The 13756-nt window shown below is 69.5% G+C and carries 9 protein-coding genes; 1 reads left to right on the top strand and 8 read right to left on the bottom strand.

All coding sequences use genetic code 11. From position 1 onward, the window contains the following. Window positions 1–38 precede the first annotated feature (38 nt). Complete coding sequence (locus tag ABD848_RS03355) at window positions 39–902, top strand: (2Fe-2S)-binding protein (RefSeq protein ID WP_344967125.1); 864 nt, start codon at window positions 39–41, stop codon at window positions 900–902. A 16-nt stretch (window positions 903–918) separates the two neighbouring features. On the opposite strand, the gene ABD848_RS03350 is transcribed toward ABD848_RS03355, so the two are convergent. The 8 genes from ABD848_RS03350 to ABD848_RS03315 all read right to left on the bottom strand — a co-directional run bounded on the left by ABD848_RS03350 (window position 919) and on the right by ABD848_RS03315 (window position 13705). Further along, a complete protein-coding gene (locus ABD848_RS03350) occupies window positions 919–1206 on the bottom strand; it encodes a hypothetical protein (RefSeq protein ID WP_344967333.1) in 288 nt (95 codons plus the stop codon). Window positions 1207–1584: 378 nt separating this feature from the next. Then, complete coding sequence (panD, locus tag ABD848_RS03345; protein ID WP_344967123.1) at window positions 1585–1992, bottom strand: aspartate 1-decarboxylase; 408 nt, start codon at window positions 1990–1992, stop codon at window positions 1585–1587. A 408-nt stretch (window positions 1993–2400) separates the two neighbouring features. Then, on the bottom strand, window positions 2401–3219 hold the full coding sequence (locus ABD848_RS03340; RefSeq protein ID WP_344967121.1) for a siderophore-interacting protein: 819 nt from the start codon (window positions 3217–3219) through the stop codon (window positions 2401–2403). 77 nt (window positions 3220–3296) lie between these two features. Further along, window positions 3297–4574, bottom strand: coding sequence for an enterobactin transporter EntS (gene entS / locus ABD848_RS03335; protein ID WP_344967119.1), 1278 nt, complete (start codon window positions 4572–4574; stop codon window positions 3297–3299). A 392-nt stretch (window positions 4575–4966) separates the two neighbouring features. Next, window positions 4967–5974, bottom strand: coding sequence for an ABC transporter substrate-binding protein (locus ABD848_RS03330; protein ID WP_344967117.1), 1008 nt, complete (start codon window positions 5972–5974; stop codon window positions 4967–4969). A gap of 132 nt (window positions 5975–6106) precedes the next feature. Beyond that, window positions 6107–6304, bottom strand: coding sequence for an MbtH family protein (locus ABD848_RS03325; RefSeq protein ID WP_344967115.1), 198 nt, complete (start codon window positions 6302–6304; stop codon window positions 6107–6109). Window positions 6305–6380: 76 nt separating this feature from the next. After that, on the bottom strand, window positions 6381–10379 hold the full coding sequence (locus ABD848_RS03320; protein ID WP_344967113.1) for a non-ribosomal peptide synthetase: 3999 nt from the start codon (window positions 10377–10379) through the stop codon (window positions 6381–6383). Window positions 10380–10423: 44 nt separating this feature from the next. Beyond that, window positions 10424–13705: an amino acid adenylation domain-containing protein gene (locus ABD848_RS03315; protein WP_344967111.1), complete on the bottom strand. Its 3282-nt coding sequence runs from the start codon at window positions 13703–13705 to the stop codon at window positions 10424–10426. Between the last annotated feature and the right edge of the window lie 51 nt (window positions 13706–13756).

The following is a 13756-nucleotide window of genomic DNA, read 5'->3' as shown; positions in this document are numbered from 1 at the left end:
GTCGAAAAGCACCCAGCGGCACGAAAGGCGGCCTAAGCATGACAAGCACGCGCCATCCACTGCAGAGTGTGGTGGAGGCTTGCGCGCCGCTGAAGTTCGCCCCGCTGCCCGACATCCGTGTGCCTGAGATGCGGATTGTCCGGGCCCACCCCGGCAGCGAGCACTGGTACCGGACCGACCTGATGGTCGCCGAGGGGGCCGTGCCCGTTCTGTTGGAGAAGATCGCCTCGACCAACGGGCCGCAGCACCGCCTCCCCGCAGCGACGCACTTCCTGCGGGCACTGCTGCGGGAGCCGATCTTCCTGGTCGCGGCGGGCAGTTACCTCACCGGGCGTGCCCCACTGCTGGACCGGGAGCATCTGTGGTTCCCGTGGCGCTGTAGCGGCAACTTCGGTACTCCCACCATCACCAGCCCCCGCGTCGCGGTGAGCACCGACGACGACTACGCAGGACACCACGATGCCGTGGCGGTCGAAGCCACCGAGTTCGACACGGTCGTAGCCGCAGGCATGGTGGGGGCGTTCTCCCCCATCATCGACGCCGTCCACGAGCACTCTCGGGTGGGACGGCGCGTGCTATGGGGCTGGGTCCTCGACACACTGCACTTCTACATGCTCAACCCGGCCCGTTTCTTGGGCTATGACGCTAAGGCGGCCTGGGAGCGCGCCCGCCGCCTCGGCGAGGCCTTCGTCGACGCGGGCGCCACCACCCAGTCTCGGCCCCGCCTGTTCCCCTTCTGCGAGAACCATCCGCGAGGCACGTGGGCGGTGCGCGGCACCTGCTGCTTCGAATACAAGGGAGACCCCGCGCACGGCTTCTGCACCACATGTCCCCTCAAGGACGACAGTCTGCGGCGCGAGGAGCTGCGCGAGTGGCTGCGCGATCCGGCGCTGGCCCCTTGAGGCGGGTCGGCTGGGTTCAGCTACGGCCCCGGCCGTAGCGCCACCGCAGGAAGCGGTGCTTGCGCTCGACGTCGCGCATCTCGGCGTAGAGTTCCCCAGGGTCGGCCGCGGAGACGACAGCGCCGCCGGGAGGGACCGGCCAGCGGGCAAAAGCCCAGAAGCGGCGACTGTAGGGGCCCCAGATCACCACCCAGGCCCCCTGTTTTTGCCACTCGATGTGGGCGGCCACATCGCGCCGCTCGGGATCGTAGCCGCGGCTGGCCGCAGCGGCACCGGGCTCTAGCTCCGGCTCCTCGTCGATCATCGCCTCGCCCACGGCCCTGGGTGCGCCACCGGCGACTGCGGCGCAACGACACCGCTCAACCGCGTCTCCCTCCGCCCTCGGGTCCGCATCGGCAACGTGGCTCGGCCAATACGGCGCAGGAAGTGCATACCCGGAGATGTCACGGATCATCGGGCCGGATGTGGTCAGCAAGCGTCCCGAGGGCGCGCCAGGGAGTCGAAGTCGGGGGCGATGAGGCGAGGTGTGGGTGGAGAAAGGAGGCGGGGCGCCCTAACGGGCGAGGCTGACCTGCCGGTTCGCATCCCGGGATTCCAGGAGGGAGCGCACTGGAGGCCTGCCGCCCCCGCCCTACCGCGGTAGTGGTCTATGTCACTACCGCCAGACATAGCCGCTGCCCTGTCAGGCCCGCCCCGAGGTCAGACCGCTGCCGGGCAGCGCACCGGCCGGATCTACCCCCAGTTCGATGATCCGGTTATCCCGGTTGACATGGACCACCCGGGGGTGGTGCATGGTGCGCTCGACCTCGTCCAGCACGACATAGGACATGATGATGACGAGATCTCCTGGGCTCACCAGATGCGCGGCGGCACCGTTGATCCCGATCACTCCACTGCCCCGGTCGCCCGTGATGGCATAGGTCACCAGCCGGTTACCGTTGTCGATGTCGACGACGTGCACCTGCTCGCCTTCCACCAGGTTTGCCGCCTCCATGAGGTCGGCGTCGATGGTGATGGAACCGACGTAGTGCAGATCGGCCTGTGTCACCGTCGCGCGGTGGATCTTGCCGTTAATGAGCGTACGCTGCACGGACCTTTCCTCTTTTCCGCTTGCTCTGGTTCCGCGGCGGCTAAGTCGACGGACCACGCGCCGGTGCCGGGCCTGCCGCCCAGCCGTGCTGGTGTGGCGCCCCGAAGCGGCGATGATCCGAGCTTATGGAGATATAAGGAGCCGAGCGCCCGCCCCACGGTCCCGCTCAGGGACGTGGCGTGGCTGCGGTGGGACCGCCCCCAGGGCGGGACCGGGTCACCGGTGACCCACCCGCCACTACAACACTCCACGGCCCAACAGTTTTCCATCACGGCCGGCGCCACGGTACGGCCGGGGGCCGTTCGCGCTATCGCGCCAGGCCGCGCTCACGCATGCGACGGCCCGCGGTCATGACCGCGGGCCGTCGCATGCGCTACCGGGCCACAAGAGCCGGCACCGGCGGGTGGGCTAGTCCTCGGGAGGAGCGTGGTGGTCGAGGTTGACCGTGCCACGGCGCCAGTAGCCGTCAACGTCGGCGGTGCGACCGCGTTCAAAGCCGCTTTCCTTGAGGTAACGGCGGATGTTCTTCAGGCAGCTCGCCTCCCCGGCCACCCAGACGAACCCTTCGCCCTCGGGCAGGGTCAGCCCGCGCACGGCCCGTTCGAGCAGGTCGGTGGTTCCGGGTTCGGCGCCGTCGCGGTGCAGCCAGGTGATACTGGCCCCCGCGGGGGCGTCGATGTGCTGTTCCTCAGCGGCGTCGGCAACCTCCAGGAAGGCGAAGACCGTGGCCTGCCGCGGCAACTCCTCCAGCCACCGGGCGGCTGCGGGCAGAGCGGTCTCGTCGGCGGCGATCACGTAGTAGTCGAAGTCGTGGGGAACGTAGTGGGTGCCGCGCGGGCCGAGGACGCCCAGCCGCTGGCCGGGAACGGCGCGCATGGCCCAGCGACCGGCGGGGCCATGGTCGTGGGCGACGAAGTCCACAGTCAGCTCACGGGCCTGCCGGTCGAACCGGCGCACGGTGTAGTCGCGGAAGATGTATCCGGGATCCTTGGCGTTCCAGCGTTCGTTCTCGTCGACGACGGGCAGGCGGTGCTCGCCGGTCTCCTCGTCGGGGAAGAACAGCTTGATGTGGTCGGCGTAGTTGTCGCTGCGGAAGTCGGCCAGGTCGTCGCCGGTGAAGATGACGCGGATCATCCGTGGGGTGATCCGCTCTGTAGAACGAACCTCCAGGTTGCGGGCCCGCAGCGGGTACATCTCGCGGCGCGCTTCGCTCCTCGTGACGGTCAAGGACACTCTCCTCCGCAATCGGGTAACGCGGTCCTTAGGGTGACCGCGACGCATCCGAAATCCTAGCTTAGGCTAAGCTAACTTGAGATACCGCTGTCGTTGCCGGGGACGGCTGGGGCGACGCCGGCGCGCCGCAGCCCAGGCAGACTCACCACGATCACCGTCACAGCAGCGACGGTGGCCGCGCCTCCGATCACAATCGCCGTACTCACTCCCACAAGGGGGACGATAGCGCCCAGAGTAAGGGAGCCCAGTGCCCCACCAGCGGTTGCCTGGGCGGTCCAGAGGCTATTGACGCGCCCACGGAGGGCGTCAGGGGTGTGCGACTGCAACAGCGCATAGCGCAGGATCTCCTCGACGATCTGGCCGACCCCGAAGAACGTGAGCGCGACGAGAGCGGCAACGAGGGTGGGGGCGATTCCCAGCCCCACCACAGCGCCCCCGCACACCGCGACGGCCCCCAGCAAAAACGAGCCCGTGTGACGCACCCGTCCGGTCCAGCCGCTGGTCAGCGAACCGACAGCGGCTCCAGTGGCGGGGGCGGCATAGAGCAGTCCCGCGGTGAACTCGCTGCCGTCGAGCACCCGGTCGTTGAACGCCGGGATGAGGACTTGGGGGGAGGCGAACAGCAGCAGGAGGAACCCCACCAGTAGCAAGGGGCCGACGGTACGGTCGCGGGCGGCGAAGGAAAGACCGGCGGCGATGTCGGCGAAGAGGGAACGCGCCCCTTGAGCGCCCTGGCGCGCCGGGGGATGCAACGAGGGGAGCCGCCAGACCATCGCCACCGTGAGCATACCGGCCACAGCAGTGATGCTGTAGTTGACGCCAAAGCCCCACACGGCGATGATCAGACCGGCCAGGGCGGGAGAGATGGCCATTCCCAGTTTGGCCGTCATGGCGAGCAACGCTCCGGCGGCGGCCAGCCGGTCGGGCGGGACGAAGCCCGGGGCGGCGGCCTGTAGGGCGACGGTACTGAAGCTGCCCAGGAACCCGTTGAGCGCCGCACAGGCGTAGATCAGCGCCAAGAGGGGATGTTCGGGCACAACGGTGTTGGCGGCCAGGAGCACGAAGGCCACCGTGGCGGCGAGCCGCCCTCCGATGATCAGCCTCCTGCGGTCGAGGCGGTCGGCGAGCACACCGCCGGTGAGCGTACCCGCGAACATGGAGACTCCCGCCGTCGCGGCGACGGTGGCCACCAGCAGCGACGACCGTGTCATCGCGTAGACCTGGAGCGGCAGCGCGGTCGTGGTGAAGCCGATCCCCACCAGCGAGATCAGTCGCGCGGTGAACGCGATCCGGAACTCCCTGCTGATCTGTAACGGCGTGATGTCAATGGCGATGGATGCGGGTTTCACCGTGCACCTTTCACGGATGCCCGGGTGTGTCCCGGGGAGGGATCGCGGCACCTGCCGCCGTGGCATGGTGACACACGGTCAGCGTCTCGCGCGGGCGCGGCCCCTGCCGCAGCGCCCACCGGCCCAGAGTGTCGAGGCGTGGCAACGGCCGTTTCCCGCTGTGGATCACAGGGCTCCCAGCGCCGGTCGAGGTGGTCACGAGGCGAACGCGAGGCGAAACGGTAGTCGATCGGGGATGAGCGACCAGGAGTCCACCACCGCTTACACAAGCGCGCAACTGCCCCCTGGCGGGAAGGCCACCCCGGGCACGCATGGGGCGCGGAAGTCACCGCGGTGCCGGCGCCCCTCAGGGGCGCCGGCACGACCGGGCCGTGGGGCGTGGCCCCCGGGGGTTAGGAACTGACCTGCTCCAGGATCGTGTCAAGACTGTCCAGGGTCAGCAACGCACTCTTGTGGGTGGTGGCGCCACTCCAAGGGAAGGGGTGGACCTGGTCGTCTTGGGCCGCCGGTAGGGAGGAGAAGGCGTCCATGTCGAGGATCTGCTGCGTGGCGTCGGGGACGTTGCCCTCGGGATCGGACTCGGTGAGGATCGCGTCGGCATCGGCGACCTTGTCGAGTTCCTCCAGGGAGTAGTAGGCCGCCCACGCCTGACGTGAAGCCTCGTTTTGCTCACCGATGAAGTTCAGACCGACCTCTTCGGCGATGTTGGTGTTCCACGCCGGGCCGAACTCCTGCATGACCTGGCCGGCCTGGGCGCCGGGCGTGCCCTCGGTGGAGCGGATGAAGGCGAAGTCGGTCGAGTCGAGGGTCTCGGCGTACTCCTCGCCCAACTCGGTGACGCGCTGGTCGTACTGTTGCTGCACGTCCTCGTAGGCGCCGGTACGGCCGACGACGTCGGCCACGCGCGACTCCAGCTCCTTCCAGGAGGAGGGGTCTCCCAGGCCGATGACGGCGGTGGGGGCGATGGCCTCCAAGTCGGCCACGGGCAGCGTGTCGAGCCCCCGCTTGGGCCAGCCCACCACGATGAGGTCAGGTTCGAGACCAGCGATGGCCTCGTAGTTGGGCTCGCTGGTGGAGCCGACCTGTTCCACCGAGTCCACCGTGGCCACGTCATCGGGGTGGATGCGTTCGCCCCAGTTCTGCTGGGTGTCCACCCCCACCACGCTGGCACCCAGCTCGATGGCCGGCTGCACGGCGTAGGACAGCGCAACGACACGCTGGGGGTCGGTGGGAACCTCGACGGCACCGTTGTCGGCTTCAAAGGTGCGAAGCTCGCTTGCGCCGCTGGGACTGGGGCTGGCCTCGGAAGATTCGGTCTCGGGTGTGCCGCAGGCGGCGGTGGTCAACAACAGCGCGCCGCTCGCGGCGATCGCCACCCACGTGCGCATCCGTTCACGCATGATCAGCTCTCCTGACGATTACGAGGAATGAAGATCCCCAAAAAGGACACGCTAACCTTACTAAGGTTAGCTATGCCTTACCTATAGAGGGTGGTTGCGTCCTGATCACGATTGAGCAGCGTCACCGTGCCCTCACCGCCGTACGCTCTTGGGGCGCAGATCCGTCCAATTGGTGTTGACGTAGTCGATCGCCTCATCGCGACTCACCGGCCCGAGCACGACGTGCCAGCCGTCGGGGACGGCGGCGAACTCTGGCCATAGCGAATGCTGCTCCTCGTCGTTGACCAGGACGAGAAAACGGGCGTCGGCGTCATCGAAGGGGTTGCTCACAACAGGGTCCTTTCTGTCATGTCTGTGGATAGGCGGGGCCGGGCGCACGAGCGGTGCTGTCAGGGTCCCGCGGTGCTCACCCGGCCGACCGCTGCAAGGCTTTGGCGACGACAGGGCCGATGTGGCTCAGCGCCGCGGGCCCGGTAAGGGTCTCGTGTCCGGCGTTGACCACGTGGGCGTCGACGTCGCCGGCCACGTAGGGGTGCCACGCCTGAGCCTCACCGGCGGGGTTCTCCGCCGCGGCGAAGAAGAGCAGGTCACCGTCGAACTCGGCGTAGCTCATGCGGGTCATCAGCTCAGCGTTGGCCCGGTAGGTGTCCACGACCGCCGAGAGGGTGCGCTCGTCGAAGTCGCCCCACACACCGCCATTCTCCCGGATCAACTCGGTGACGTCGGAACGCGAGTAGGGCGGGTGCAGCCACTGCGGGAGCTCGCGCATGGAGCCGCGCAGCAGGAAGTCCAGCGCCTCCTGCTCCAACTGCGGGCCGCTCGGCACGGGTTCGGCGCGCGCTGCCTTGCGCGCCTCGTCGACGGGGTAGGTGTCCAAGATCGCCAGCAGCCCCACGCGCTCGCCCTGAGCGCGCAGCCGAGTGGCCAGCCGGTGCACGACCTGCCCCCCGAACGACCAGCCGAGCAGGTGGTAGGGCCCCTCCGGCTGCACGGTGCGGATGTGGCCCAGATAGTCGTCGACGAGCGTGTCGATGTCGGCGGCGATCGTCTCGCCGCGCAACCCCGGCGATTGCAGCGCATAGATCGGACGGTCGGCGATGTAGGGGGCGAGCCCGGCGAACGACCAGCCAAAGCCGGCTGCCGGATGCACGCAGAACAACGGCGCCGCCCGCCCCGCCGTGCGCAGCGGCAGCAGGGGAGCCAGAGGGTCGTTGGGCCCACCGCCCTCCGAGAGCAGCTCGGCCAGCCGTGCCACGGTGGGCGCCGTGGCCAGGCTGCCGGCTGTCAGTCGCGTGCCGGTCTCCTTACGGAGCCGTCCCACCAGACGCATCGCCAACAGCGAGTGCCCGCCGAGCGCGAAGAAGTCATCGTCGATGCTGACCTGGGACAGCCCCAACGTCTCGGCGAAGAGCCGGCACAGCAGCTCTTCTTGCTCGTCACGCGGCTCGCGCCCACCCGCATCACCGGTGTCGGGGCGGGGCAGGGCATCACGGTCGAGTTTGCCGTTGGTGGTCAGCGGCAGCTCGTCGATAGCCATGACGATGGCGGGCACCATGTACTCCGGTAGGCGCGCCGCCGCGACCGCACGCACGGTCGCGGTGTCGATCGGCTCGGCGTCGGTGCCTTCGGCCGTGGCGGTGGGGACGACGTAGCCGACGAGACGCTGCACCCCCGGGGCGTCGGTACGCACGACCACGGCCGCCTGGGCGACGTCGGGGTGGGCCTCCAAGACGGTGGCGATCTCGCCGGGCTCCACCCGGTAGCCGCGGATCTTGATCTGGTCGTCGGCGCGCCCCAGGAAGTCGATGGTGCCGTCGTCACACCAGCGCACCAGGTCACCGGTGCGGTACAGCCGGGAGCCGGGCGGCCCGAAGGGGTTGGCGACGAACCGTTCGGCGGTCAAGTCCGGACGGCCGACATAGCCGCGCGCCATCCCGACTCCGGCGATGTAGAGCTCCCCGGCGACGCCGGGCGCCACCGGCGCCAACCCAGAGTCCAAGACGTAGGCGCAGGTGTTGAAGATCGGCCGCCCCACGGTGGGCGTCGCGCTGTCCTCGGTACCGCCGCCGAGGGTATTGATCGTGTACTCGGTGGGGCCGTAGAGGTTGTAGCCGAGCACGTCGGGGGTGGCGGCCAGCCGCTCCCACACCGCTTCGGAGACGGCCTCGCCGCCGAGCAGCACCAGCGGCGGACGGTGGACGCTGTCGAGCAGACCGTCTTCGATGAGTTGCCCGCAGTAGGAGGGGGTGACGTTGATGACGTCGATGTGGTGGCGGGCGCAGTAGGTGGTGAGGGTGTGGGAGTCGCGGCGCATCTCCTCATCGAGCAGGTGCACCTCGTGGCCCTGCACCAGCCACAGCAGCTCCTCCCAGGACATGTCGAAGGAGAAGGACACCGTGTGGGCCACGCGCAGCACCCGGTTGCCCGCCCGCCGGACCACCGGGTCGAAGATGTGGTGGCGGTGGTTGTAGAGCATGTTCGTCAACCCCCGGTGACCGACGGCGACGCCCTTAGGGCGGCCGGTCGAGCCGGAGGTGTAGATGGTGTAGGCGAGAGCGTCGAGGTGGAGCGGCGCGTCCCGGTCGGCGTCGGTGAGGTCGTGGTCGTGGCACGCGGCCAGTTCGGCGGCGATCGCGTCGTCGTCGATGACGAGGCGCCGGCTGCCGGCCACTTCGGGGACACGATCCTGTGAGGCGCGGGTGACCAGGGTCACTGCCGGCCCGGCGTCGGTGAGGGTCTCCGCCAGTCGCGCCGGCGGGTGCTCCAGGTCGAGTGGCACGTAGCCGGCCCCGGCTTTGAGTACGGCGAACAGTGCCACAACCGCCTGCTCGGAGCGGGGCAGCCCCAGCGCGACCAGACGCTCGGGACCGGCGCCGTAGCCGACCAGCAGCCGCGCCATCCGGTTGGCGCAGGCGTTGAGCTCGGCGAAGGTCAGTTGGGTGTCGTGGCAGACGAGGGCGGTACGGTCGGGCCACTGCCGCACCGCCTCCTCGAACAACTCCGGGATGGTGCGCTCGGGGATGTCGGCAGCGGTGTCGTTAAACGTAGTCAGCACCGCGCGGCGCTCGTCTTCGGTGAGAAGGTCCAGTTGGGCCACTGGCAGGTCGGGCTCGGCGACGATGCGCTCCACCGCGGTGAGCACCCGGTCGAAGAGGGTACGCGCGGTGGCGTCGTCGAAGAGGTCGGGCCGGTAGGCCAACGAGATCGTCAGCGTCTCGCCGGGTTGGGCGACGAAGGTCAACGGGTAGTGCGTGGCGTCGGCCGCCGAGACGCGCTCCAGCCCGACCGCCTGCTGTAGCTCGCGCGCATGCTGGTCGTCCTTAGGGGTGTTGCGCAGCACGTACAGGGTGTCGAACAGCGCCCCCACCCCGGCCTGGCGCTGGATCTCAGCCAGATCGGTGTGGTGGTGGGGGAGCAACTCCCCCTGGCGGCGGTGGACCCGGGTGAACAGGTCGGCCACCGTCTCGTCGGGGCGCACGGTAACCCGTACCGGGATGGTGTTGAAGAACAGTCCGATGATGGAGTCGACATCGGGGATCTCGGGGGGCCGACCGGAGACGGTGTTGCCGAAGACGATGTCGTCACGGCCGGTGTGGGCGCGCAGCGCCAAAGCCCACGCGGTGGACAGCACCGCGTTGGGGGTGACCCCGCGCTGGCGGGCCAGAGCCGTCAGCGCGGCGACGGTGGCATCGGGAACCTGGGCCTCGTGCGAGCGCGGCATGACGGGAGCCCGCCCCACGTCAGGCGGGGCCACCAGAGTGGGGCCGGACAAATCGGCCAATTCCTCGCGCCAGGCGGCGATCGAGGGGTTGCCGGCACCGTCGTTGGTAGCGCCACGCTGGGCCAGCCACTGTAGATAGTCGCGGTAGGGGCGGGCGGGCGCCAAAGCGGCCGGGTCGGCGCCGTGACGGTACAGCTCCAACAGCTCGAAGATGTAGAGGGTGCCCGACCAGCCGTCCATGATGATGTGGTGGTGGGTCTCGACCAGCACCGTGCGCTCGGCTGAGCAGCGCACCAACACGTTGCGGATGAGCGGGGGCCGGGTGAGGTCGAAGCGGCGCTCGCGCTCCTCGCGGCGCAGCCGCAGCAATCGCCGTTCCCGTTCCTCTTCGTCGAACCCGCGCAGGTCGATCTCCCGCCAGTCGACCGGGGCCTCGGCGGGGATGAACTGGACGGGCTCGTCCATGCCCTCATGGGCGAAACCGGCGCGCAGGTTGGGGTGGCGCCGCAGCATCTCCGCGGCGGAGGCGCGCAGCGCGGTGGCGTCGACGGGCCGGGTGAACTCGAATACGTGCTGAACGGTGTAGACGTCGAGGTCGCGGTCGTTGTAGAGGGCGTGGAACAGCAGTCCTCGCTGGAGCGGGGCCAGCGGCAGCACGTCAACGAGACCTTGCGGCGGCGCCATGGATGTCGTCCTTTCTGTCGTCGATTGGGGCGCGGATCGGCGCGTCACTGCCCGTCCCGCCACAGTTGCTCCAACGCGGCGAACTGGTCCTCCCCCAGATCCACCAGCGGCTGTGGTTGAGCGGTCGGCTCCGGGGCGGGCTCGGGGGAGCGCGCCGCTGCGTCGCCGCCGGGGCGGGCAAGCTGGGCCAGAGCCGCCGGAGTGGGAGCGGCGAAGACGTCGCGCGCGGTGACGGTGATCCCGGCCCGCGCCAACTCGGTGACGAGGCGGATCGAGGAGATGCTGTCGCCGCCGAGGCGGAAGAAGTCGTCGTCGACGCCGATGGGCGACGAGCCGAGCACGGCCGCGAAGGCCGCGCAGACCGCCGCCTCGGTTTCGGTGTGGGGGGTTCGGGTGGTGGTGGGGGTCAGGGTGGGTGCGGGTAGGGCGGCGCGGTCGAGTTTGCCGTTGGTGGTGGTGGGCAGGTGGTCCAGCTCGACCAGGGTGGTGGGCACCATGGCCGCGGGCAGGCGCCCGGCCAGCTCGGTCAGTACCTGTTCGGTGTCGATCGCGGCACCGGCGGTGGCCACGAGGTAGCCCACCAAAGTGGTGGTGGTGCCCACATCGGTGCGGGCCAGCACCACGGCGTGGGCCACCTCGGCCCGCTCGGCCAGCACCGCCTCGATCTCGCCCAACTCCACCCGCACCCCACGGACCTTGACCTGGTGATCGGTGCGGCCCAGAAACTCCAACACCCCATCGCCACGCCAACGCACCAGATCCCCGGTGCGATACATCCGCGTGCCCGCCGGCCCGAAAGGATCGGCCACAAACCGCTCCGCGCTCACCCCCGCACGCCCCACATACCCCAACGCCACCTGCACGCCTGAGAGGTAGAGCTCTCCCACGGCACCGGGCGGCACCTGCCGCAGCCACCTGTCCAGCACGTAGGTGTGGGTGTTGGAGATGGGGCGGCCGATGGGCACTCCTCCGGAACCGATCCCTTCCACACAGCCATAAGCGGTCACATCCACCGCCGCCTCCGTAGGCCCATACAGATTGTGCACCCCCACCCCCGGCAACACCCGCCACAACGCCGCCACCACACCCCCCGGCAACACCTCCCCCGAAGCAAACACCCACCGCAACGACCCACACCCCGCCAACGACGGCTCCTCCACCACCGCCGCCAACATCGACGGCACAAAATGACACACCGACACCGACCGCTGCCGCACCAACCCCACCACATACCCCGCATCCCGATGCCGACCAGCACCAGCCACCACCAACCCCGCACCCACCATCAACGGCCAAAACAACTCCCACACCGACACATCAAAACCCACCGGCGTCTTATGCAGCACCCGATCCGAAGCCACCAACCCATACCGCGCCTGCATCCACACCAACCGATTCACCACCGCCCCATGCGACACCGCCACACCCTTGGGCCGCCCCGTCGACCCCGACGTAAACACCACATAGGCCACATCACCCGGCACCACCACCCCCAACCGCTCCCCCACACCCACCGGCTCCCCCGACTGCACCGCCACCTCAGCCACCACCCCCGCATCATCAACCACCAACCGCGCCACACCCTCCGGCACCACCGAAGCCACCTCACCCACCGTCACCACCAACGCCACACCCGCATCAGCCACCATCGCCGCCAACCGCGCCCCCGGATACTCCACATCCAACGGCACATACACCCCACCAGCCGCCACCACCGCATGCACCGCCACCACCGACTCCACCGACCGCGGCATCGCCACCCCCACCGCCACACCCGGCCCCACACCACGCCCAATCAACACCCGCGCCAACCGCGCCACCCGCACCCCAAACTCACCAAACGACACCTCACCACCCCACTCATCCACCAACGCCACCAACCCACCACCAACACCAACCCCACCCACAACATCAACGAGGGTGGCGGGTGCGACGGGGTGGGCGGGACCGGTGGTGAAACGCTCCAGTTGGGTGCGCTCGGCCTCGGGCACCACCGCGACAGCACGCGCCGGCCGCTCCAGGTCGGCGACTGCACCCGTGAGGGTGGCGGTGAACTCGGTGAGGAGTTCCTGAGCGCGCTCGTGGGAGATCGCCGCCGGACGGTAGCCCAACTCGAAGCGCGGCTCGCCCCCAGGCAGGGCCACGAGGGTCGCCGGGTAGTGGGTGGCGTCGCGCATGCCGAAGTCGCGCACGCGGACCCCGGCATAGGAGCGTTCGCGCAGGGAAGGGTCGAGGGGATAGTTCTCCACCACCAGCAGCGAGTCGAACAGCGGGGTCGGCCCGACGAGCCGCTGAATGCGGCCGAGCCCGATGTGCTCGTGGTCCAGCAGCGCGTTGCGCTCGTCTTGTACCCGGCGAGCGAGGTCGGCCACGCTCTCCTGGGGGCGCAGCCGGACACGCACCGGCACGGTGGTGATGAACAGTCCCACCATCGACTCCACGCCGGGCACCTGCGGGGGCCGTCCCGAAACGGTGGCGCCGAAGACAACGTCGTCGCGGCCGGTGCGCCGTGCCAGGGTCAGTGCCCACGCGGCCCGCAGCAGCGAGTTCACGGTGACACCGGCGCGCGCCGCCGCATCGGTGAGCTGGGCCGCCTGCGCGTCGGACAGCGTGACGGCCGGGCGGGGCACCAAGGCGCCGGCGTCCTCGCCCACGGTGGTGTCGGAGGTGGTGTCGCCGGCAGCGAGCAGTGTGGGCTCGGGCGGGTCGTCGGCGAGTACCGCACGCCATGCGGTTTCGGCGGCATCGCCGTCTTGGGCGGCCAGCCACTCAAGGTGGGCACGGAAGGGGGGCGCCGGCGGTAGGGCGGTGGTGTCGCCGGCGGCGGCGTAGCTCTCCAGGAGCTCCCGGACCAGGATCGGCAGCGACCAGCCGTCAAGGACAATGTGGTGGTTGGTGAGCAGCAGCACGGACGTTTCGGCGCCGGTTCGCACCAGGGCGCACCGCAGCAGCGGCGGCTCGGTGAGGTCGAAGGGGCGCTGGAGTTCCTCGCGGGCGATCTCGTCGAGACGGCGGGCGACCTCGCCGGAGCCGCTGGTGGCGTCCACCTCGCGCAGCGGTGGGGCGACCGTGGCGGCGATGAACTGGACCGGCTGGTCGATGTCTTCAAAGAAGAAGCCGGCCCGCAGGTTGGGGTGGCGCTGGAGCAGCGCCGCCAGGGCGGCGCGGAGCCGACCGGTGTCCACCGGCCCGGCCAGCTCGACCGTGGTCTGCACGGTGTAGACGTCGCGCCGATCGTGCTGGGCGTGGAAGAGCATGCCCTCCTGTAGCGGGGTCAGCGGGAGCACATCCTCCAGCGCGGACGACGCAGGGTTTGGCTGTGACATCGTGACATCCTTGCGGGACGGGGGTAACGAGACGGCAGGGGTGGGCGCGTC

This window comes from Salinactinospora qingdaonensis (genome assembly GCF_039539445.1).
Taxonomy (GTDB): Bacteria; Actinomycetota; Actinomycetes; order Streptosporangiales; family Streptosporangiaceae; genus Salinactinospora; species Salinactinospora qingdaonensis.
Note: the sequence above shows the minus strand (reverse complement) of the source record. Positions and strands in the feature narration are given on the sequence as shown.